Raw genomic sequence first — 23,524 nt, forward strand, 5'->3', positions numbered from 1 at the left:
ATGAAGGAAGATAAGGAAAGCTGGTTAAACTTCTTCCAATGGCTTAAGAGCCGTGGTCTTACTGGAGTACAACTTATCATAGGAGATAAAAGTCTGGGAATGCTTGAATCAATTCCAGAGATATTTCCTAATGCAAAATATCAGCGTTGTACTGTACATTTTTACCGGAATATATTCTCTGTTACACCAAAATCGAAAATAAAACTGGTTTCCAAAATGCTCAAAGGAATTCATGTTAGTGAGAATAAATCAGCAGCTAGGGAGAAAGCCAGACAGGTTGCAGCTGAATTGAGAAATATGAAACTCAAAGAAGCTGCTCAAAAACTTGAAGATGGCATAGAAGAGACTATCACCTATATGGCCTTTCCTTATGAACATTGGAACCGAATCAGAACCAACAATACAATTGAGCGTCTTAATCGTGAGATCCGTCGGCGAACCAAAGTCGTCGGCACATTCCCCGATGGTAAATCTGCATTAATGCTTGTCTGTGCAAGACTTCGTCATGTAGCAAGCTCCCAATGGGGAGTAAAGCGTTATCTTAATATGAAGCATCTCGAAAATATGAATGCTATTGAGAATGAAGATATGATTGTCGGATAGCCGACATCTTCCAAATGGCTAAAATTGAATTTGCGAAAAAATCTTGACAGTATCTTTATTAGTATACATTTTATATTTTACTTAGTACATTTCCAGTAATTATTTCTGTTAAATTATAAAATATTTTATTATTAACATTCTAGTCAAAAAAAGAACCTCCTTCGTTGATTAAATAGATTTATCGTCAAAATTTATTTAATCAAAGGAAGTTCTTTTTTTAATAAAATATTCCCATTGTCAGCTTGTATATATTACTTTATTACAACTTAGAAGCCAAATGGCTCCTTATTAAAATAACGTTATTCTATAACTTTATATACATAATCTGATGTTGATAATGATAAAAGAGCTCCATAGTCCATTGTAAATTCTATTATATCTCCTATGGAGTAGTCTGTTTCACTATCTGTAACATCTACTATCATATGATCGCTGCTAGCACCCAAAATTATAATTTTTTTATCAATTGGTGTAAGTCCGTCTATCCTTACATCTTGCTTGCCTATAGCTAAAATTGCTCTTTTCCTGATACCTCTGTCTACATAAGTAGGTTTATTTCCAAAAGCATCAACACCAATTTCTCCAATTGGTACCGATGGTTTTTCTTTTAATTCAATAATTTCCGCACATAAAGTAAAGCAATCATTATAAGTACCTTCAATTCTGTTTCCATAGGCAGTTTCGTTACCTAATACCACAGATTCTCCTAATCTCAGATTATTAATTCCTTTTGGGATAGTCCCATTTTCTACTAAATAATAGCTGCTTGAGTTTCCGCCGGATATTATACTTAGTTTTACTCCATACTTTTTTTCAATGTTTTCAGCAATTTCAACCAGTTTTGAGAGATTATCTACTTTAGGTATTACCGCTCCATAACATGTAAGATTTGTACCTATGCCAATAAGTCTTACTCCTTCAAGCTTTATTATTTTTCCTGCATATTCCACAGCTTCATCAGCCCATACACCTTCTCGAAGATCTCCTAAGTCTACCATTAATATAATATCATGGCATTTTCGCTTTTCTTGAGCTTCATCTGATAAGGCTTTTATTACTTTATATTCAGAATTCAAGCTGATATCTGCATATTCAACGACTTCTTTAACTTGGGACAACATAGGTATTCTTAGTAACATTTTTGGTTGTTTTATATGTTTCATCTTAATCAGATTTTCAACCCTTGAGTCTGCTAGATATGCTGCTCCTCCTTTTACCATTGCTTCTGCAACTTCAGGTATTCCACAAAAAGCCTTTGTAACAGCAGATACCTTTATATTGTAAGCAGCACATTTTTCAACTAAAAGTCTTGTATTAGCTTCTATTTTTTTTAAATCAATTTTCAAAGCAGGATAATTCATTTTTTATCCTCCTGTTATTAATTTATTTTTAAACTTTTTTTCATAAGTATTAACGCTTCTTGAGGATATTTTTTCGACAATACTCCTAAAGATGCAAAAATATAATGATTATCAATTAATATCTGGGCACTGTTTCCCGGATATAGCTCAAGACCTTTTCTATTTTCTTTAATGGATTCTAATATTTCAACTCTTTTAGGTAATCTGGTTAGTGCTCCTCCAGTACCAATTATATATTTTATATTGGTCAGATCTTTTCCTTCTGCTACAGTTTTTTTACCTGTTGGCCCATATATGTGTCTCAGTCTACCTGCATGTCTTTCTAAAGATGTTAGTACTGCTTCCTTAGTTAATCTTTCAATGAATCTTTTTTCTTCTTCTGTTTCCGGAATTGGTTTTGCATTTTCTATAAGCTGTTCAGCATTAGGAAAATCCTTTTTTAATTCTTCCAAACCTATTTTTTCAACTATATGCTTAAGATTTACAAATACCCCCAAATCTCCTTCTACAGTTCTTTTAGCATATGGCTCAGGACTAATGAGTATTTTATTTATTTCTTCAGATCCTTCAGTTACTGAATGAACATCAGTGGTGGCTCCTCCTACATCAAATATAACTAAGTCACCTAATTCTTCCTTTAATAACTTAGCAGCTTCCATAACAGAACCTGGTGTTGGTATTATAGGGCCAGTGACCATTTCTCTTACTGTGCTCATACCTGGAGCATGTACTATATGCTCTTCAAAAACATCCTGTATTACTTTTCTAGTAGGCTCAATGTTTAGTATATCAATTTTTGGATATACATTATCTACCAAATACAATTTAATTCCTGCGTCATTACATATTTCAGCAACTTCCTCTTGATTTTCAATATTTCCTGCATATATAACCGGAACATTTAGACCCAAGGTAGCAATCTGTTCCATATTGTATAAAGCAGTTTCTCTTTCACCGTAGTCCACACCGCCGGCAATTAAAATGATGTTTGGTTTTATTTCCCTGATTTTTTTTAAGTCTGTTCTCCTCAATTTCCCAGAAGTCACCATCTTAATTATGCCACCTGCTCCTAGGGCGGCTTCTTTAGCAGCTCTAACAGTCATATCGTAAACAAGTCCATGGACCGTCATTCTCAGGCCACCGGCTGCACTACTAGTTGCAAGCATCTCTCCATAGGATAAATCATCAACATTTAAATTTTTCTTTAAATCTTCAATAGCGCCCTTCAACCCTATTGTAACATCCCCATCCAATACGGAAGTAGGGGCTTGCCCCTGCCCTATAAACTCTGGGCAGGGGGTTCCAATATGGTTAAACGCGTTTACTACAGTTGTTGTACTTCCAATTTCTGCAACCAATATATCAATTCTCATTATTTGCCTTCATTTCCCTTCTCTTTTTAACAAGGAAACTTGCAACATCAATTCCATGGGATCCTCTTCCAAATCCTGCATCCATTCCTGCTTCAACTGCTATTTCATTTGTAACCTGGGTACCACCACTTACAAGTATTACTTTATCTCTTATTCCCTTTTCTACACATAATTCATGTAATTTTCTCATGTTCTTAATATGAACATCATCGTGAGTTATTATTGTACTTGCTAAAATTGCATCAGCGTTTGTTTCTATTGCGGCATCAACTAATTTTTCAACTGGACAGGAAGTTCCAAGATATAGATATTTGATGCCAAATTTTTCAATTCCCCCGTGTTTAATGTCAAGAGTTTCCTTCAATCCTACAGAATGCTCATCTTCACCTACAGTTGCAGCTACTACAAACATAGGATTCTTTTCTATATCTTCTCTTATTTCTTCTTCTGATAGTACTGGTATCTTTTCGGGAATAACTAACTCATTTATATCTATATCAAATTTAACTTTACCTTTAATTTCAACTAAAGTACCTTCTGATGGATGCATAACGTTTTTGTGTATTACTGTTACATCTTCAAGTCCCATTTTTTCTCCGCACTTGATAGCTGCAAATTCAGCAGTTCTCTCATCAAGAGGTAGGAAAATTGTTACAGCAACAACACCGTCAGCTCTCCATTCAACTTCTGGTTTTACATAGTTTGTATCATAGTATCTTGATAATTCTTGTAGCCTTACGTTGACATTGTCAAACTCATCTAATTCGTCAATATAAACAATTTTAGTAGGATCTTCAAAGGTATCTCCACCTATTGCATCAGAAGCCTTCTTAAACTCTTTTGGAATGTTATTATATCCATAGTGAACGGATACAGGAGCAAAGTAATCCTTATCTCTTTCAAAAATCATTCCAGCGCCAATACCACCATCAATTTGTCTTGCAATACCGTCGCCGTTTCTTTCAGGATAGTATCCACTATCTACGAAGAATCCTTGCTCAACTGCCTTGAAATAACCTCCTACTTCAAGTATTTCCTCCATAAATAGAACAGCTCTTTCCTTCAGTTCTCTTACATCTTTGCCGAGGACTCCATCTCTGTCCAATTTAACCATTTCTCTCAGACCATCCATACCATTGAGAGCTTGCTTAGCTGTACTTATTGCAGCAATATTGTTATAATGCCATGGCACATTTCTACCTTCATCAGGAGTTATGGTTGATTGGATATCAGCACTGGTGAGCCTTGATATCATTAGATTCAATGTATGAGTTACAGTTGCTTCTCTTCCATCTGATTCCATATACTTTGTGTTTTGCTGAGCTCTCATCTTATACTCACTAAAGAGATCTCTTAAAGCAACAGCATATGGAAGATCCAGCCTCATGCAAGGTGCCGGTGGCGCTGTAGGAGGAACTGTGGATAATGCAATATTCTCTGGTTTCATTCCTACTTTCCTTGAAAATGCGCAGTTAATTGCATGTTGTACCATAAGCTCAGGTCTTACCTTCCAAGCCTTCATTGCTGTAGCGTTAGCGTTATGAGCGCCATCAATTTGAAGCATATCAGCCCAAGCCATAACTTTCTTCGCTTCACATGCATCTACAAAGCTTCTTATCATATTTACATTTCTATAGAGAACATTGTATTGAGGATCTTGGTGAGCACCGTTTACGCCTTCCTCAGCAAACATTACTGCTATATCAGGACCAGCAACTCCTGATACATAGGAATGGAAGTTTATCGGTCTACCTACTTCATCTTCTATCATATCTAAAGCTTTTCTAGTAGCCCTTACTTGCTTTCTTGTAACCATTATTCCGCCTATACCTTGGTTTGTCCCTTCAAGTAAGGAATCAATATGAGATTGACCAGCTGTTCTTATTACCATTATGTGGTCTGCTCCGTGCCAAGCAGCCATTCTCATTCTTCTAATATCATCTTCAAATCTTCCCGATGCTATTTCCGTTGTTATTACACAGTCAGGCTGAGGATCAATATAGCCAAACCCTCTACTGCCAGGAAGAGGAACATAGTTCTTTAAGCCTTCAAAAGTTTCATGATATTCGAAATCTCCTATCTGTCTTTTTACATTTCTTCCCTCTCTCCAATGCCAACCTCTTCTCCTTGGTCTATAGTTTTCAAGGTCTTTTAAGAGCTCTTTTATATCTATTTTTTTATTTGGATCAAGATTCATTAGTTATTCCCTCCTTCAAAAAGAGTATCTACTATGTCCCAATACTTTCCTTCAGCTAGTCCTAATCCTGCTTCTCTAACTGAAATGCCAAGTTTTTTAGAGAGTCTCCATACCACATTTCCTGCACCTTTACCCATAAGACCTTTCTTCATAACTCCTTCTACAATTGGTTTTACTTCAACGCTTGAAAATCCCATTCTTAGAAGAACGCTTCTTTCTATGGCTGGAGTAGTATATTTATAGCCCAGTTCAAGCATTGGCTCAACTATTTTATTTGCAAGTTCCCAGAATCTTTCTTTTAATTGTTCATCTGTCAAGTCTTTTAGATGCTCTCTTCTCTTTTCAAAATCATCAGCTCTTCTCACTTAACATCCCTCCAATATTTTTACATTAAATTATCTAATTACTAACTTAATTGCTATTCTACTTTTACTCCAATATCTGTTAATACAGATAGAACAAAATCTACATTGCTCTTTGTATCCTTAGCTAAAAACTCAAGATCCTGATTGCTTATTACATTCTTACCATAATTATTGATGGCATTTCTTATATAAGAAGTTTTTGCTTTAGTCAAATCAAAATCTCTAAGTTTAATTTTTGAAGGATGATTGGGGAATACTATGTTTTGTCCCGGTATTTCAGTATCAGGATCTCCAAACAGTATTTCTATTCCATTTTGCTTTGCAAAACTTATCTGTGGCATTGGATGTTTTCCTGCTCCTGTGTACTCAGTTTCTTGTACTACTATGATTTGATCTTCATCCATCTCTTGGGCTAGAGCAAAGGCTGCTGTCAAAGAGGTATTACCTGCAGGCCCCCTTTCAAGCCCTTCCAATACAGATAATGCTTCAGTTATATAAAACACTTCGCCTTGTTTTACAGTTAAATATCTATCCAAATATCTTAAAGGTCTTGCGGCATTTCTTGGGACATCAGATCTGTCAGGCCATGTAGCGAAGGGAATACCAAAGCCTGTATGACCAGTTGTAAAGGATTTTCTATTGAAATCATTATCCGAAGCCATATGCAACCCTGATAAATCAACGCTGGCTCCAACTACTTCTACATTTTCAGCACCTGCTTTTATTAGACCTCTGGCAGTACCTGTCACATTTCCTCCACCAGCATGAGTAATTACAACTTTATCAGGATCTCTGCCTATTTTTTCTCTAAATTGCATTATCAACTCATAACCTAGAGTTTCTACTCCAGCTATACCAAATGGTGTATACAAAGATGCATTAAAGTACCCTGTTTCTTCAAGCAAGCACAAGAAGCTATAAAAAAGTTCTGGTCCAACTGTTAGCTGAACAACTTCTGCTCCATAGGCTTCGCAAGCTCTCTGTTTTTCTAATATTTCAGGCTGACCTATCATTCTGCTATCGTAACACTCCTGAACAACAATACACTTTAATCCAGCCATTGCGGCTTGTGAAGCTACTGCTGCTCCGTAATTTCCACTTGTAGCGGCTATTACGCCTTTATAACCAAGTTTTTTAGCATGATACACAGCTGTAGCAGCTCTTCTTGCTTTAAAACTTCCTGATGGGTTACAAGCTTCATCTTTTATGAATATCCTTGCACCTTTTCCTTTAGGTGCACATTTCCTTGCCAGAGCAGTAAGATTTTTTAATTCCAAAATAGGTGTGTTGCCAACACCGGTGCTGGATTGTATATTCTGTATTTCTTCCAAACTATATCCTGCTTCTCTCATCATTCTTTCGTAATCGAAACTAATACCACCAGATTCAAAGGCATCGAAATCTATTCCTATAGCTTTCTTCATTATTTCGTTTTTTCTACCCATAACGGCAGCATATGACATATCTCTATTCATCACAGTCACCTCCGAAAAGTATTTCCTTAAGTTGCATATCTATTTTAGTCAATTCCGGCACATAATCACCAAAATCATGAACATATCTTGGATTAAGCTTTATTGCTTTACCCTTTACTTTTCTTCCTGTGACTGTCTTAATCTCAATTTCATCTCCGATTTTTCCGTCTTCAAGTGCGAATCCCTTTACCCATAGTTCTAATGGAACTTTTTTGGTATCTTCAGGTAAATGAGCTGCTCTTTCTTCAGGCTTTAGTATTACTTGATGTATTTGGATCCAGTCCCCTTTTTTAATAATATCCATAAAAAGATCCCTCCTAGCTATAATTATCTGTGGTGCAAACATATTTGCACCACAGATAATTAAATTATACAATTCTTAATTAGTCTCTCTCGATTAAGTCTCTCATATCACCCATTATTGCTCTTGGTACAGGTAAATCTATCATAGTCTTCAAACCTGGTTTTGCATTGATAACATGAGGAATCATGTTAACACACATAGCTATTGTTCCAATTCCACCTGGAACCTCAGGCTTATTTGACATATTAATGTTTGGAGTTCCTTTGATAATTATATAGTCACCTGTCTCTGTACCTTCAAGCTCAGGTTCGATCTGCTGTGGATGGTCCATTTCAATCTTCAATTCTCCATCAACATAACCATAGCCTTTCATTGCACAGCCGGCTACATAACCAGGTTGAACCTCAGCATAAGGAGCTTTTCTATAAACATTAGTAACTATTGGTTCCATGGTCTGTTTCACTTCGCTGCTTAATTTCCAACCCAATGCATCTGCAATCATATGGATAGATTCATTAAAGCCCACATGACCTGCAAGTTTTCCTGATGCTGCGCCTTCTTTGAATTCTTCTACAGTTGTACCAATACCTTGTTCGTGCATAACAGCCGGTCCAAAGGGAGACAAACTGTTTACTCTTCTTGCAATTATATGATCAACATCTATGCAAGCACCTGTCAAACATACTACAAGTAAATCCATAATCAATCCAGGGTTAATACCTGTTCCTAAAACTGTGACGCCATTTTCTTTGGCTATTCTATCCATCTCAGCAGCTAATTCTGGTTCTTTAGCTTGAGGATAAGCCATTTCTTCAGCACTGGATATGACGTTTATTTTTCTTTCCAAGCAATATTTTATTTTATCAAAAGTATTTCTAGTGAAGGAGTCTGTGCAAATAAGTACAACATCAGCCGCTTTTTCCTTTATTACATCTTCATGGGTGCCGATAATTACATCTGGTCTATTGCCTCTTTCTGTTTTTATAAAATCGTACATGCTTTTTCCTACTTTTTCTCCTCTTCCTACAACACCAACTATTTCAACACCCTTCTTTTTTAGGAGCATATCTGCCATTCCGCCACCCATTGCTCCTAAACCCCAGATAATTACTTTAACATTTTCTCTCTCCATATTTATCCTCCCTATGATAAAATTTTAATTATAACATTTATATACTAATTTAAATAGCAATTATTGTGCCAAGCTATGAAATGATAACTTTTGGATTATTATTCGTATAAAATGTATATTTTACAGTAAAAGGTGCAATATTTCCAATGATTCTTGAATATATTATCTTCTAAATTTTCAAATAAATATTTCTATATGCAAATATATTGGCTATATGCAAAAATATTTGCATATAGTAATCAATTGACCTTTTTTGTCAATAATCATACAATATATTTGTGATATAAATATAAATACTCAAAATAGCAAAGGAGAATTCACTTGTACGATTTACATGTTCATTCAATTTATTCAAACGATTCATATGCATGGGCGACCTTACGAAATATATGCAATACAGCTATCGAAAAAGGTTTAAAGGGCGTTTGCTTTACAGATCACGTAGATATTGATTATCCCGATAATGTTGGAATATTAGATTACGAAAAATACAGTGGTGATATAGATAATGTTATCTTAGAATTTAATAATAAAATTGAGATTTATAAGGGCTTAGAGTTAGGTATGCAGCCTCATCTTTCTAAAGAAAACAGTTCTTTTTCTTCAAAACCTGATATAGATTTTGTCTTAGGTTCAATACATGTGGTAGAAAAAAGAGAGCTATATAAAAGTGATTTTTTAAAGGGAAGAAGCAATCATGAAGGAATATTAGCTTATTTTAGAGATTTAAAAAACTCAATTACTTCCTTTGATGATTTTGATTCATTAGGCCATATTGATGTTGTAAGAAGATATCTGATTGACGACGAAAGTGATTTTGAGTTTAATTTATATCGTGATTACATTGCAGATATACTGGAGCATCTAATACCAATGAGTAAAGGTATAGAAATCAATACTTCCGGCAAGAGATATGGTCTTAATTCCTTTCACCCCTCAGTGGAAATACTAAAATTATATAAAGATCTAGGTGGTGAGATAATCACTATAGGATCTGATGCTCATAGACCTGAAGATTTAGGCCATAGTTTTATGGAGGTCCTAGACTTGTTAAAAACGCTAGGCTTTAGATACTATTGTATATATAGAAAGAGAAAACCAGTATTCATAAGGATAGATTAGTCTTCTATCCTTATTTTATACTTCTTTATTTTGTGTTGCAAATTCTGCCTTTTTATACCGAGCTTATTGGCACTTTTTGTTATGTTAAATGAGCATTCCTTCAAGGCTTCAATAATTAATTCTTTTTCAACATTTTCTATAATCTCATCTAGACTCATTCCTTCATGAATCAAAACTCTATAATTATTATCATTTCTTCTATTATCAAATATTTCTTTCATATTAGAAAAGTGTTGGGGTTTAAGTATGTGATCCTTAGTTACCATATTCATAGCACCTTCTATAGAGTTTTCTAATTCTCTCACATTACCAGGCCAGTCATAACGCATAAATGCATTTTTTACTTCATTTGAAATATCCCAAACATCTTTATTTAATATTGTATTGAACTTTTTTATAAAATACTCTGCTAATAAAGGTATGTCTGATTTTCTTTCCCTTAAAGGAGGTATTCGTAAATATATCACATTTAATCTATAATACAAATCTTTTCTTAACGCACCTGAAGCAACAGATTTTTGAGGCTCTTCATTAGTTGTTGCAATTATTCTAACATCACATGGTATATCATTAAGTCCACCAACTCTTCTTATATACCCCTCTTGAAGCACTCTTAGCAATTTAGCTTGTAGTTGAAGACCCATTGAATTGATCTCGTCTAATAATATTGTGCCTCCATGAGCTTGTTCAAATAGTCCAGGCCTGTTTACTGCACCTGTATAGCTTCCTTTTACAGTCCCAAATAGTATTCCTTCGAGTAAAGACTCAGGAATTGCAGCACAGTTTTGTGCAATAAAAGGTTTATTACATCTATTACTTTCGTAGTGTATGCTTTGAGCAAATAGTTCTTTACCTGTGCCTGTTTCTCCATAAATCAATACTGTAGAAGAAGATTTTGCAGCAGTTTTGGCTAAAGAAACAATATTTAAAAAATCATCTTCTTCTCCTATTATGGATTTGAATGTGTAACCTTTAATCTCTTCCTTATTAGGATCTCTCCCAGCTAATACTTGCTGTAATATCTGTACTTTCTCGGATAACTCTTTTACCTTTGTAACATCCTTAGCAATTTCAACGGCTCCATATTTATCAGGAGATATTTTAAATGGTATTGTACTGTTTACTGTATTGATTTGTTTACCATGACTGTTAAGATATGACTGATTTTTGTTATATATAGCCTTTCTGGATTTCATAACTGTCAATAAAGTACTTGTGTCTTCGTTAAGGCTAGGAAATATTTCCAGTATACTTTTACCCATGACTTCCTCAATTTCTAAACCTTCAAGCTCTCCCATTACCCTATTGTAGAAAATAGTTTTCCCTTCATGGTCAACAACATGTATACCAGCATCGATATTATCAATAATGGTCTCTAATATGGACTTATATAGCATATTTAAAGCCATTTATTACACCTCATTAAACAAATTTATTCACATCCAAATAAAAATAAGAAATAGGATAATCCTATTTCTTATTATAGCAATATTCACAAATGGTACAAACTCATTTATCAATTTAATAAAGAGGATATTTATTTGCAAGTTCATTTACCCGTTTCTTTGTGGCTTCAATATCATCAGGATTTGAAATTATATGAGATATAATTTTTCCGATTTCCACCATGTCTTCTTCCTTGAATCCTCTTGTAGTTACAGCAGGCGTTCCAATTCTAATACCGCTTGTTACAAATGGACTTTGTGGATCAAAAGGAATTGTATTCTTGTTCACTGTTATACTTACTTCATCTAATAAACGTTCTGCTTCTTTGCCTGTAATATTCTTATTCCTAAGATCAACTAATATTAGATGATTGTCTGTGCCATTGGATACAAGGTTAAATCCTTCTTTTAATAAGGTCTGAGATAATGCTTGTGCATTTTTCAATACCTGATTCTGGTATCTAGCAAAATCTTCAGTCATAGCTTCTTTGAAGCACACAGCTTTTGCTGCAATTATATGCATCAATGGTCCGCCTTGAATTCCTGGAAAAATTGCTTTATCAATAGCTTTAGCATACTTCTCCTTACATATTATGGCTCCTCCTCTTGGACCTCTTAATGTTTTATGTGTTGTTGTCGTTACAAAATCAGCATAATGAACTGGATTTGGATGAAGTTTTGCAGCCACTAAGCCAGCTATGTGAGCCATATCGACCATTAGCATAGCTCCTACTTCATCTGCTATTTCTCTAAACTTTTTAAAATCGATTATTCTCGGATAAGCACTAGCACCTGCTACAATCAATTTCGGTCTGTTTTCTTTTGCTATTTCCAGCACTTTATCATAGTCAATCATTCCTGTATTTTCATCTACGCCATATGCAATAAATTTGAAGTATTTACCTGATATATTAACTGGACTACCATGAGTTAAATGCCCTCCATGAGAAAGATTCATGCCTAATACTACATCACCTGGCTCTAAAACGGAAAAGTAAACTGCAAGATTGGCATTAGCTCCAGAATGAGGTTGTACATTAGCATGTTCTCCATCAAATATCTTTTTTAATCTTTCTCTGGCTATATTTTCTGCTACATCTACTTCTTCACAACCGCCATAGTATCTGTGACCAGGGTAACCTTCTGCATATTTGTTTGTTAGAACTGTACCCATAGCAGCCATAACAGCAGGACTAACAAAATTTTCAGATGCGATTAACTCTATGTTTCTTCTTTGTCTCTCAAGTTCTTTTTCAATTACTTCAGCAATTTCGTTGTCGGCTTTTCTAATTAATTCCAGTTCCATGATATACCTCCTTTTGTATTTCTGATTATATTATAATACTTATAACCATAATTATCCTAGCATAAAATATAAATTTTATAAAATGTTTGCCATATATAAACAAAAATGGCGCAAAGCCATTTTTGTTTATATATGGTTGTTTATCATTGATTCAAACATTTGCTTAGGCCTTACACCAATAAGTCCGTCTACCTTTTTACCATTTTTAAATAAAAATACTGAAGGTATGCTCATTATCTCGAATTCTGAAGCTAACTTTGGATTTTCATCAACATTGACTTTAACGACCTTTAACTTACCATCATATTCCTCTGCAAGTTCATCAATGATGGGAGAAACCATTCTACAAGGCCCACACCAAGCAGCCCAAAAATCCACCAACACAGGTTTATCTGAGTTCAGCACTTCCTGCTCAAATGTACTTTCATTTACTATATTAACTTTTTTGTTCATAATTAAACCCCTTTCTATTTCACATGTAACTAATCCTTAACTATTCTAATTAGAACTGGTTTAAATTTATTCATGTTTTTTATAGCCGACTCTTTCATTTTTATAGCCATATAACTCATAGATATAACTAATAATCCTGCAACTGCAGCAATCATTTGCGATAAGTTTTCATTATAGCCGAGCGCTTTTGCAGCATAATATCCTCCTACTAAACCTATAATCAATCCCAGTAGAGGAATCCCATACATTATCAAAGTTGCAAATAGAAAATTCTCAGTTTTAAGTTCTATCTCAACTTTATCACCTGGATTTCCACCAACAGTATTTTCAACAGTAAGAATCATATTTAGATTTTCTCTTCCTACCTGACATGCACCGCAATCACCACATGCTGCATGTCTTGTTATCAATACTTTTGCTATACCATTATCAACTTCAATAATTTTACCAAATTCTAACATTTTGCCTACCTTCATTTAACATATTTTACTATAGTATCTATTAACTCATTTAGTTTATCATCGTAGGAGTTGCTGTTTTTATAAGCTTCAGGTATACATTCTTTTACATATCCGTCCAACATGATGCCTCCAACCTTGTTGATGGCTGATCTTATTGCGGAAATTTGGATCATGATATCACCACAACACTTATCCTCTTCTACCATCTTTTGTATACCCTTAACCTGCCCCTCTATCTTTCTAAGCCTTTTCAATATATCTTGCTTTCGTTCTTCTTTATTTAACATTACAAATTATACCCCCTACCAGTATATACTTAATTATACAACATGTTCTTATTATGTCAATAGTCATTTTTCATCTTATCATTGATAATATCATTTACAACAACGGAAGCTAGTATCAAGCCCGCTACAGATGGTACAAATGAAATGCTCCCTGGCACATTTTTAGACGGATTATCTGGCATCGTTATTGTCGTTTTAGAAGGCTTCTCCTTCGAATAAACAACTTTAAGCTTTTTCACACCACGCTTTTTCAGTTCATGTCTTAAAACTTTTGCAAGAGGACACATTTCTGTTTTATATATATCTGTTACTTCAAATTTGGTAGGATCAAGCTTATTGCCGGCGCCCATAGAACTGATAATAGGAATACCTTTATTTATGGATGTTACAATAAGATGAATTTTTGCAGAAACCATATCTATTGCGTCTATTATATAGTCATAGTCTTCTTTTATCAATTCATCAGCAATATCTTGGTTGTATTTCTTGTTAATAGCAGTAACATTGATATCAGGGTTTATTTCCAGAAGCCTTTCCTTCATAACATCTACTTTATATCTACCTACTGTTTTAGTGGTTGCATGAAGTTGTCTATTAATATTTGAGTCATTTATTGTATCATAGTCTATCAGCACAAGATTTCCAACTCCACACCTTCCCAAGGCTTCTACAGAAAAGGACCCCACTCCACCAATACCAAAAATGGCTATTTTGCTATTTTTCAGTTTTTCTATAGCTCTTTCTCCTATTAAAAGCTGAGTTCTTTCATACATGCTCATTGTTAACCTCCAAAATTGCCCTGCTTATTCTACTAAGCAGGGCATATTTATTATTCCTCTTTTTCAAATTTCAATTTTAACTCTGCCAACTGCTTTTCATCAGCAATAGATGGTGCGTCTGTCATCAAGCAGCTTGCACTTTGTGTCTTGGGAAATGCAATAACATCTCTTATATTATCAGTACCAGTTAAAAGCATTATTAACCTATCCATTCCGATAGCTAAACCTCCATGTGGTGGAGTTCCATATTTAAATGCTTCAAGTAAGAATCCGAATTTTTTCCAAGCTTCTTCTTTTGAGAATCCCAATAAGTTAAACATTTTCTGTTGAATTTCACTATCGTGTATTCTAATGCTTCCTCCACCTAATTCATAACCATTTAATACTATATCATAAGCCTTTGCACGGACGTTTAAAGGTTCTGTGTCCAACAATTCAATATCTTCATCCATTGGGCTTGTGAATGGATGGTGCATAGCAACATATCGTTTTTCTTCTTCATCATATTCCAGCAAAGGAAACTCTGTAACCCATAGCAAGCCAATTTTATTTTCATCTATCAGATTGAATTTTCTGGCCAGTTCTAACCTTAATTGCCCTAAAGAGTCATATACAACTTTCTTATTATCTGCCACTATGAATATTATATCTCCAGTCTTTGCATTCATCCTTTCAATTATTGAACTAATTTCTTCTTCTTTTAGAAACTTGGCTATAGGTGATTTAAGCCCTTCTTCCGTAAAGTTCATCCATGCAAGACCTTTTGCTCTATATGTCTTCACAAACTCACCGAGAGCATCAATCTCTTTTCTGCTAAGCTTACCACCACAACCTTCTGCATTTATAGCTTTTACGCAACCTCCATTTTTTAGAGCATCTGAAAATACTTTAAACTCACTGTCTTTTAGTATATCGCTTAAATCCTTCAATTCTAGTCCAAACCTTACATCCGGTTTATCTGAACCATATCGTTCCATGGCTTCTTTATATGTCATCCTTGGCAATGGTAGTGAAATGTCCTGATTTTTTATACTTATAAATACATCTTTCATAAGGCCTTCTATTATATTCATTACATCATCAGCATCTACGAAAGACATTTCCATATCAAGCTGAGTAAACTCCGGTTGTCTATCTGCTCTTAAATCCTCATCTCTGAAACATTTTACTATTTGGTAATACTTATCAAAACCTGATACCATCAATATTTGCTTGAAAAGTTGTGGTGATTGGGGCAAGGCATAAAATTTTCCAGGTTGAACCCTGCTAGGTACTAAATAATCACGGGCTCCTTCAGGAGTAGTCTTTGTCAATACAGGAGTTTCGACTTCAATAAATCCATTCTTATCAAAGTAATCTCTGATAAGCTTGTTTACTCTATGTCTGACAAAGAATATATTCTGCATAACAGGTCTTCTTAAATCCAAGTATCTATATTTTAACCTTAGATTTTCAGATACATTTAGATCATCTTCAATATATATTGGAGGTGTCTCTGCTTTACTGATAATGGTTAAGTCATTTGCCAATACCTCAATGTATCCAGTCTTCATTCTTTTATTAATTGCATTTTCAGCTCTTGCACCTATTTTACCGGATACATGTATTACATATTCTCCTCTAACTTTTTGAGCGATCTCAAAAAGCTGAGGATCTATATCTTTATTAAAAACCACCTGTAAAATTCCTGTTCTGTCTCTTAAATCAATAAATAATAAACCTCCAAGATCTCTGCTTTTTTGAACCCATCCAGTTAAGGATACTTCCTCACCAAGGTTATTCAATGATAATTCTCCGCACATATGCGTTCTTTTATACTTAGCCATAAGTTTACCTCCTTATTTTAATAATAATGTCAGCAATATTATTCAGTGAAGCATCTATAACATTTCCTGTTTCCATATCTTTAATATTTACAATACCCTTCTCTATTTCTTCATCGCCTATTACAATAACATATTTGGCATTTATCTTGTTTGCATATTTCATTTGAGCTTTAATGCTTCTGTTTAAATAATCCTTTTCAGCTCTGATACCTGATTTTCTTAGTTTAAACAACAAATCCATTGCTTTATCATTAGCTTTTTCACCTATAGCAGCTATGTATAACTCCATTTTTTCTGTATCAGGTATAGTAATACCTTGATTTTCCATAGTTAGCAATAGCCTTTCGAGACCTAGTCCGAATCCAACGCCAGGTGTGCTTGGACCTCCGCATTGTTCTATTAAACCGTCATACCTTCCGCCACCGCATACGGTTCCTTGAGAACCTATATCTTTAGATACTATTTCAAATGCTGTTTTGGTATAGTAATCCAATCCTCTTACAATTCTTGGGTCAACTATATAGTTTAATCCTATAATTTCTAAACCTTTCTTTAATCCATCAAAATGATTCTTGCAGTCATCACAGAGGTTATCCAACATAAATGGTACATCTGTTAAATTTTCTTTACATTTTTCTTCCTTACAATCCAAAATCCTTAATGGATTAGTTTCATATCTTTCTTGACAGTATTTACATAATTTATCTAACTTAGGTTTAAGAAATGCTTTTAATTTAGCATTATATTCCTTTCTGCATTTTGGGCAACCAACACTGTTTATTCTGAGTTCTAAAGCCTTTACTCCAAGGGATTCAAATAGAGTCATCCCTATGCTTATTACTTCCGCATCTATATATGGATCTTGGGTTCCGAAAACTTCAATACCAAACTGATGGAATTCCCTCAATCTTCCAGCCTGTGGTCTCTCATACCTATAACACGGTGTTATATAGTACATCTTTGTTGGTTGAATATCATTATATACGCTATTTTCTATATAAGTTCTAACAACAGGAGCAGTTCCCTCTGGCTTTAATGTGATGCTTCTTCCGCCCTTATCTAAAAATGTATACATTTCTTTTTGTACTACATCTGTAGTTTCTCCTACACCTCTTTGAAAGAGCTCAGTATGTTCAAAAACAGGTGTTCTTACTTCTTTATATCCGTTTATAGAACATAATTCTCTTATCTTTCCTTCTATGTACTGCCATTTATACGATTCTGAAGGCAAAACATCCTTTGTACCTTTAGGTCCTTGAATCTTCATGTATATCCCTCCAAACTTTCCTTTATATAAACAAAAAACTCATCTCTGACAAAATATGTCAGGGACGAGGTCTTTCTCGCGGTGCCACCCTGCTTGGATAGTATCCATCTCTTTATTCCTTAACGCGGAAATTCGTCCAAATCTACTATTATTTCAATTTGGAAGCTCCTTGGGTGTCTTTCGATATTTCCTACTTTAAGGGGCTCTCAATCAATGGCTCCCTCTCCCTGTCAAGCGTCTGATATCTACTAGCCCTTTCATCGCTTTTATAATGTTTATCATTATATATTTACTGCATATTTTTGTCAATACAAATTACTAAGTAGATCAATCTTTTTATTGATTTGATTGTCTATATTTTTTATATATAGTGATAAATCTTTTATGTTGTGCTGTCTTTCTAATCTGTCTTTATCAGGAAAGTATGCTTTTGTAACAGCATCTGCACCAAAAGCAACAATGCTTTGCTTTTCCTCCATTATTTGCATGTTATATACACATTCTTTATCCTTTTTGCAAAATCCTATATTTTCTAGATTTTGAGCCATATATTTTTGTCTATATAAGTAATAAGGATAATATTGATTGATTTCTAGTTTTTTTCTCGCAAGTTCCATCATTTTATAAGCAATATCATTATTGCTTCCAGCATCAAGATTTACTTCATTATATACTGATGCTCTTTTAATGGCAAGTGTATGTACAGTAACATTCTCAGGGTTCAATTTATTCATCCAATCCAAAGTATTTTCAACTTGTTCCAAACCTTCACCAGGAAGCCCTATAATCATATCCATATTTATATTGTCAAAACCTATTTCTCTGGCCAAATAAAAACTTTCAGCAACTTGAGCAGAAGTGTGCTTTCTTCCTATTCTTACCAAGGTCTTATCATCCATTGTTTGGGGATTGATGCTTAATCTCGTTATTCCATTTTCTTTTAGTGCTTTAAGTTTATCTATAGTTATGGTATCAGGTCTCCCTGCCTCACAAGTGAATTCTTCATTCTGTCCCCAGAATTCATTAATGCATTGCACTAAAGTGCTTATTTCATCAGCATTAATGGAAGTAGGAGTACCTCCTCCGATATAAACACTCAGAGCTGTAACACCTTTTGATCTAAGATATTGTGAAACAGTTTTAATTTCCAACATTAATGCTTCAAGATAAGGCTGAACTAAATTTCTGTTTTTTTCTATGGTGTTTGAAGTAAAAGAACAGTAATTACATCTGCTTGGGCAAAAAGGTATTCCAACATAGATACCTACTTTTTTATTATTCTTTTGACTTATATACTTCTTTTCAACTTGAGCAACTTTAATGGAAAGTATAGCTCTATCTTCAGTGACATAATACTCTTCTTTCAGGTGTTCAATAATTTGATCTTTGCTCATTCCCTCCTCAAACAGCTTATGAACGATCTTTACCGGCCTTATACCAGTCAATATTCCCCAAGGTATATTATAGCCTGTTATATCTGATAACAGTTTAAACATAGACACTTTCAAGGATTTTTTAATTTCTTTAGAATCTAAAACATTGCCGCTCTTAGTAAAATTATATCTCTTTACATTATTGCTATTTAAATCTTTATAAGATGAAATGAAAGATGTAATATAATCCCCTATAATAAGTTCACTGGTAAGCATTTTGCCTTGCATGGTTACATAACTTTCTGTGTTGTCATAAAGTTTTATTGACTCTTTACCATAAAATAGTTTTATTATATCTGAAACTTCATTAAAGTACTCATGTCCTATTAATTTTAATATTATCATCTTAATCCTCTATCTAATTAATTTTAATCTTTTAAGAAAGGATTACTTTTTTTCTCCACGCCAATAGTTGTAGAAGGGCCATGACCTGGATAAATTTCAGTATTATCTGGTAAAGTTAGTAATTTGTTGGTAATAGAGTCAATGATATCTTCAAATGACCCTCCACCAAGATCTGTTCTTCCTATAGAACCGGCAAATAACGTGTCTCCTGAAAACACAATATTATCATATTTTATACATATGCTTCCTTTTGTATGTCCAGGTGTATGAATTATCTCCATTTTTATTGATCCGAGATTTATTACATCCCCATCTTCTAATTTTTTATCAGCTTCTAATTCAATATCTTTATATCCCATTTGGTTAGAATAATTTTTATTTTTATTTTTTAACATATCATAGTCATCTTTATGAATCATCACTTCTGCTTTATATTTTTCTCTTGTCTGTGCTACAGCGCCAATATGGTCTCCATGTCCATGAGTAAGCAATACATACTGAACAGAAAGTTGATTGCTTTCAACAAATTCATTTAACTCTTCAAAATCTCCTCCTGGATCTATAACAGCTGCTTTCTTGGATCCTTCATCCCATATTATATAACAATTTGCTTGATATATTCCTAAAGGCAATCTTTTGAAATTCAAATAACTCATCTCCCTTTAAGATTATAATATTCATAACTGATAGACGGTAACTATTAAATGATTTTTTCACTATCTACTATTAAAGTAACTGGACCGTCATTTTCTATATAAACGGTCATATCAGCTTGGAAAATCCCTGTTTGAACAACAATATTCATCTCTTCCATTTTTTTTATGAATAAATTATAGAGTTTCTGTGCTTCTTCAGGTTTAGCTGCTCTAACAAAACTTGGGCGCCTTCCTTTTCTGCAATCACCATATAATGTAAATTGTGAGACAACAAGAATTTCTCCTCCAACATCCATAAGTGACAGGTTCATTTTTCCTTCAGAATCTTCAAAAATCCTTAGATTTGCTATTTTATCAACCATATAATCTATATCTTCTATATTATCATCTTCGCTTATTCCCAACAAAACCATCAGACCTTTGTTTATCTGCCCAGTAATTTTACCATCTACTTCCACATGACTGCTTTTTACTCTTTGTACAACTGCTCTCATTAGCTTTCCTCCTATTGTTTTGCTCTAAAAACATCAATGACTCCTTCTATTCTCCTTAATTTCCTGATTAGTCTATTCAATTGATCTATGTCATTTATTTCCAATACAAAATTTATGTTTGCAGCTTTATCCTTAGAAGTTCTCGAATAAAAGGATACAATATTGATTTTACTCTCATTTATGATTGAAGTTATTTCTGCAAGCAATCCTTGTCTATCATTAGCTCTAACTTGTACATCAGCATTATAGGATACCGTACTTTGTGTATTCCATTCAACTTCTATCAACCTATCTGTATCTTTAAGCAAATCAGCGGCATTTGGACAATCTCTTCTGTGTATTGAAACACCTCTTCCCTTCGTTATATAACCTAATATCTCATCACCTGGAACAGGGTTACAACATTTTGAAAACCTTACAAGAATATTATCGACACCCTTTACTTTTACACCAGTATTTAATCTTTTCTTTTTTCTAATTGGTTTTTCTAGCTGCTTATCTAATAATTCTTCATCTTTAATATCAATTTTCTGATTCTTTCTAATTTCTTCCTTTAACCTCATCATTACTTGGTTCAGAGTGAGTCCTCCGTAACCTAGTGATGCATACAAATCATCTAATGAATTAAGTCCTATCTTCTTATAAACAGTCTCCAGCCATTCACTTTTTATGGCTATTGATAAACTTGATCCTAATCTTTTTATTTCTTTATCAAGTATATCTTTTCCTTTTTGAATATTCTCTTCACGTTTTTCTTTTTTAAACCATTGTCTTATTTTATTTTTAGCCTGTGAACTTTTTACTATCTTTAGCCAATCTCTGCTCGGACCATTTGAATTTGCGGATGTTATTATTTCTACTATATCTCCATTCTGTAATTTATAATCCAAAGGAACAATTTTACCGTTAATTTTTGCTCCTACGCACTTATTTCCAATAGCACTGTGAATTTTATATGCAAAATCAATGGGTGAAGAATCCACAGGCAAGTCTATAACATCGCCTTTAGGTGTAAAAACATATACTTCATCTATAACTAAATCAATTTTTAGAGTCTCCATGAACTCTTTTGTGTCTTTAACTTCATTCTGCCATTCAAGCATTTGCCTTAACCATTTTAACTTTTCATCAAAATCATTCTGAGATGTTCGTCCTTCTTTGTACTTCCAGTGTGCTGCTATTCCATATTCAGAGGTTCTATGCATTTCCCATGTTCTTATCTGAACCTCGATGGGTTCTCCTGCAGGCCCAATTACTGTAGTGTGCAAAGACTGGTACATGTTTGGCTTAGGCATAGCTATATAGTCCTTGAATCTACCAGGAATAGGTTTCCATAAAGTATGAACTATTCCTAAAACTCCATAACAATCTTTTACAGTATCTACTATCACTCTAATTGCTGTAAGATCAAAGATTTGCTCAAAAGTTTTATTCTGTTGAAACATTTTCTTATAAATACTGTAAAAATTTTTGGGACGACCTTCTATTTGAACATCTATACCCATTTCTTTATTCTTGTTTTTCAATGTTTCTATTACATAGTTAATATACTCTTCTCTTTCTTTCCTTTTTTTTGCTACTTTTTCTACCAAATCATAATATCCTTCAGGGTCTATATATCTTAGCGCAAGATCTTCCATTTCCCATTTAATTTTATAAATTCCAAGCCTATGTGCTATAGGTGCATATATTTCTAATGTTTCTTTCGCCTTTTCATACTGTTTTTCCTTCGACATATACTTCAGTGTTCTTAGATTATGGAGTCTATCTGCCAACTTTATTAAAATAACTCTTATGTCTCTGGCCATGGCAATAAACATTTTTCTAAGATTTTCTGCTTGCTGTTCTTCCTTTGTTCTATATTCAAGTTTACCAAGCTTTGTAACTCCATCAACAAGCATGGCAACTTCGTCACCAAATAACAATTTTATGTCATTATAGTCATATTTTGTATCCTCAACTACATCATGAAGCATACCTGCAGCAATAGTTAGATTATCCATATTTAAATCAGCCAATATTTCAGCTACAGCAGTGGGATGGATAATATAATCTTCACCAGATACTCTTTTTTGACCTTGATGTGCATTCAGAGCAAATTCATATGCTTTATATATTATTTCAAAATCCCCTGTTGGATTGTATTTTTTTATTTTCTCTATTAATTCTTGGAGCATATTAACACCATCTTTTGATTAGAATATATATAATATTATTAATATAAAAATCTCCTGAGTAACATAGCCCCATTCAATAGGTTAAATACCCATGAATCAAAGCTGGTTAACCAGGAGCATCAGAGTTCTAATACTTAATTATTGAACTAACATTATATTTTGATAGTACATTTCTTCCCATCAACTCTTCTAATTCAATTAGAAACCCTACATGAACCACAATACCCCCAAGGTTCTCAATTAGTTTAATAGCAGATAATATTGTTCCTCCTGTAGCTAATAAATCATCTACAACAGCCACCTTATCTCCAGGTTTTATAGCATCTTTATGAATTTCTAAGCTATCAGTTCCGTATTCCAGCTTATACTCATATTTTAAAGTTTCACCTGGAAGCTTACCTGGCTTTCTCACAGGTACAAAACCTACTCCTAACTCATAGGCAATGGGAGCACCAAATAGAAATCCTCTTGCTTCTGGTCCTACCACTATATCAACATCTTTATCTCGTATCTTATCAGCCATAAGTTTTATTGCGTACTTAAAAGCTTCTCCATCCTTTAATAGGGTTGTAACATCCTTAAAACTTATACCTTCTACAGGAAAGTCCTCAATAACTCTAATATATTTTTCTAAATTCACGTTTTCTGCCTCCAAATCCATAT

At 33.9% G+C, this 23,524-nt stretch carries 22 protein-coding genes and 1 other annotated feature; of the genes, 2 read left to right on the forward strand and 20 right to left on the reverse strand.

Going from position 1 to position 23,524, the window contains the following annotated elements; translation table 11 throughout:
- Window positions 1-603 (forward strand): IS256 family transposase (locus tag BUB48_RS13960; protein WP_175548431.1); only part of this gene is annotated, 603 nt, incomplete at its 5' end.
- A 299-nt stretch (window positions 604-902) separates the two neighbouring features.
- On the opposite strand, the gene orr is transcribed toward BUB48_RS13960, so the two are convergent.
- The 7 genes from orr to ord all read right to left on the reverse strand — a co-directional run bounded on the left by orr (window position 903) and on the right by ord (window position 8,810).
- A complete protein-coding gene (gene orr, locus BUB48_RS13965) occupies window positions 903-1,964 on the reverse strand; it encodes an ornithine racemase Orr (protein WP_073026841.1) in 1,062 nt (353 codons plus the stop codon).
- Window positions 1,965-1,981: 17 nt separating this feature from the next.
- Window positions 1,982-3,337, reverse strand: a complete 1,356-nt coding sequence (locus BUB48_RS13970; RefSeq protein WP_073026842.1) for a GlmL-related ornithine degradation protein — start codon at window positions 3,335-3,337, stop codon at window positions 1,982-1,984.
- Window positions 3,327-5,534, reverse strand: coding sequence for a D-ornithine 4,5-aminomutase subunit OraE (oraE, locus tag BUB48_RS13975; protein ID WP_073026843.1), 2,208 nt, complete (start codon window positions 5,532-5,534; stop codon window positions 3,327-3,329). The genes BUB48_RS13970 and oraE overlap by 11 nt, the downstream gene beginning before the upstream one ends.
- Complete coding sequence (locus tag BUB48_RS13980; RefSeq protein WP_073026844.1) at window positions 5,534-5,899, reverse strand: ornithine aminomutase subunit alpha; 366 nt, start codon at window positions 5,897-5,899, stop codon at window positions 5,534-5,536. The genes oraE and BUB48_RS13980 overlap by 1 nt, the downstream gene beginning before the upstream one ends.
- 53 nt (window positions 5,900-5,952) lie before the next feature.
- The gene (gene ortB / locus BUB48_RS13985; protein WP_073026847.1) at window positions 5,953-7,374 is read right to left on the reverse strand and encodes a 2-amino-4-oxopentanoate thiolase subunit OrtB; all 1,422 of its coding nucleotides are present in this window, start codon (window positions 7,372-7,374) and stop codon (window positions 5,953-5,955) included.
- The gene (ortA, locus tag BUB48_RS13990) at window positions 7,367-7,678 is read right to left on the reverse strand and encodes a 2-amino-4-oxopentanoate thiolase subunit OrtA (RefSeq protein WP_139250000.1); all 312 of its coding nucleotides are present in this window, start codon (window positions 7,676-7,678) and stop codon (window positions 7,367-7,369) included. Before ortA ends, ortB begins: the two co-directional genes overlap by 8 nt.
- A 79-nt stretch (window positions 7,679-7,757) precedes the next feature.
- The gene (ord, locus tag BUB48_RS13995) at window positions 7,758-8,810 is read right to left on the reverse strand and encodes a 2,4-diaminopentanoate dehydrogenase (protein WP_073026849.1); all 1,053 of its coding nucleotides are present in this window, start codon (window positions 8,808-8,810) and stop codon (window positions 7,758-7,760) included.
- 321 nt (window positions 8,811-9,131) lie between these two features.
- Between ord and BUB48_RS14000 the strand changes: the two genes are divergently transcribed.
- A complete protein-coding gene (locus BUB48_RS14000) occupies window positions 9,132-9,932 on the forward strand; it encodes a histidinol-phosphatase HisJ family protein (protein WP_073026851.1) in 801 nt (266 codons plus the stop codon).
- On the opposite strand, the gene BUB48_RS14005 is transcribed toward BUB48_RS14000, so the two are convergent.
- The 13 genes from BUB48_RS14005 to BUB48_RS14065 form a co-directional block, all read right to left on the reverse strand.
- Window positions 9,929-11,341 (reverse strand): sigma-54 interaction domain-containing protein, encoded by a 1,413-nt coding sequence (locus tag BUB48_RS14005; protein ID WP_073026853.1) that lies wholly within the window; start codon window positions 11,339-11,341, stop codon window positions 9,929-9,931. The genes BUB48_RS14000 and BUB48_RS14005 overlap by 4 nt on opposite strands.
- 112 nt (window positions 11,342-11,453) lie before the next feature.
- Window positions 11,454-12,683 (reverse strand): serine hydroxymethyltransferase, encoded by a 1,230-nt coding sequence (locus BUB48_RS14010; protein WP_073026855.1) that lies wholly within the window; start codon window positions 12,681-12,683, stop codon window positions 11,454-11,456.
- Between the two features lie 126 nt (window positions 12,684-12,809).
- Complete coding sequence (gene trxA / locus BUB48_RS14015; RefSeq protein ID WP_073026857.1) at window positions 12,810-13,136, reverse strand: thioredoxin; 327 nt, start codon at window positions 13,134-13,136, stop codon at window positions 12,810-12,812.
- A gap of 29 nt (window positions 13,137-13,165) precedes the next feature.
- Complete coding sequence (locus BUB48_RS14020) at window positions 13,166-13,597, reverse strand: SoxR reducing system RseC family protein (protein WP_073026859.1); 432 nt, start codon at window positions 13,595-13,597, stop codon at window positions 13,166-13,168.
- Between the two features lie 11 nt (window positions 13,598-13,608).
- Window positions 13,609-13,884 carry a metal-sensitive transcriptional regulator gene (locus BUB48_RS14025; RefSeq protein ID WP_073026861.1) on the reverse strand — a complete coding sequence of 92 codons (276 nt, stop codon included), beginning with the start codon at window positions 13,882-13,884 and terminating at the stop codon, window positions 13,609-13,611.
- Between the two features lie 56 nt (window positions 13,885-13,940).
- On the reverse strand, window positions 13,941-14,663 hold the full coding sequence (locus BUB48_RS14030) for a tRNA threonylcarbamoyladenosine dehydratase (RefSeq protein ID WP_073026863.1): 723 nt from the start codon (window positions 14,661-14,663) through the stop codon (window positions 13,941-13,943).
- 50 nt (window positions 14,664-14,713) lie between these two features.
- Window positions 14,714-16,489 (reverse strand): aspartate--tRNA ligase, encoded by a 1,776-nt coding sequence (aspS, locus tag BUB48_RS14035; RefSeq protein ID WP_073026865.1) that lies wholly within the window; start codon window positions 16,487-16,489, stop codon window positions 14,714-14,716.
- A 4-nt stretch (window positions 16,490-16,493) separates the two neighbouring features.
- The gene (hisS, locus tag BUB48_RS14040; RefSeq protein ID WP_073026867.1) at window positions 16,494-17,756 is read right to left on the reverse strand and encodes a histidine--tRNA ligase; all 1,263 of its coding nucleotides are present in this window, start codon (window positions 17,754-17,756) and stop codon (window positions 16,494-16,496) included.
- Between the two features lie 57 nt (window positions 17,757-17,813).
- Window positions 17,814-18,026, reverse strand: a binding site (T-box leader).
- 35 nt (window positions 18,027-18,061) lie between these two features.
- Window positions 18,062-19,534: a coproporphyrinogen dehydrogenase HemZ gene (hemZ, locus tag BUB48_RS14045; protein ID WP_073026869.1), complete on the reverse strand. Its 1,473-nt coding sequence runs from the start codon at window positions 19,532-19,534 to the stop codon at window positions 18,062-18,064.
- A 23-nt stretch (window positions 19,535-19,557) separates the two neighbouring features.
- Window positions 19,558-20,181 carry an MBL fold metallo-hydrolase gene (locus tag BUB48_RS14050; protein ID WP_139250001.1) on the reverse strand — a complete coding sequence of 208 codons (624 nt, stop codon included), beginning with the start codon at window positions 20,179-20,181 and terminating at the stop codon, window positions 19,558-19,560.
- Between the two features lie 53 nt (window positions 20,182-20,234).
- Window positions 20,235-20,684, reverse strand: a complete 450-nt coding sequence (gene dtd / locus BUB48_RS14055; RefSeq protein ID WP_073026873.1) for a D-aminoacyl-tRNA deacylase — start codon at window positions 20,682-20,684, stop codon at window positions 20,235-20,237.
- Between the two features lie 11 nt (window positions 20,685-20,695).
- Window positions 20,696-22,861, reverse strand: coding sequence for a RelA/SpoT family protein (locus BUB48_RS14060; protein ID WP_073026875.1), 2,166 nt, complete (start codon window positions 22,859-22,861; stop codon window positions 20,696-20,698).
- A gap of 127 nt (window positions 22,862-22,988) precedes the next feature.
- Window positions 22,989-23,522 carry an adenine phosphoribosyltransferase gene (locus BUB48_RS14065; RefSeq protein WP_408631052.1) on the reverse strand — a complete coding sequence of 178 codons (534 nt, stop codon included), beginning with the start codon at window positions 23,520-23,522 and terminating at the stop codon, window positions 22,989-22,991.
- Window positions 23,523-23,524 lie beyond the last annotated feature (2 nt).

The organism is Lutispora thermophila DSM 19022, assembly GCF_900142105.1.
GTDB classification, from domain to species: domain Bacteria; phylum Bacillota; class Clostridia; order Lutisporales; family Lutisporaceae; genus Lutispora; species Lutispora thermophila.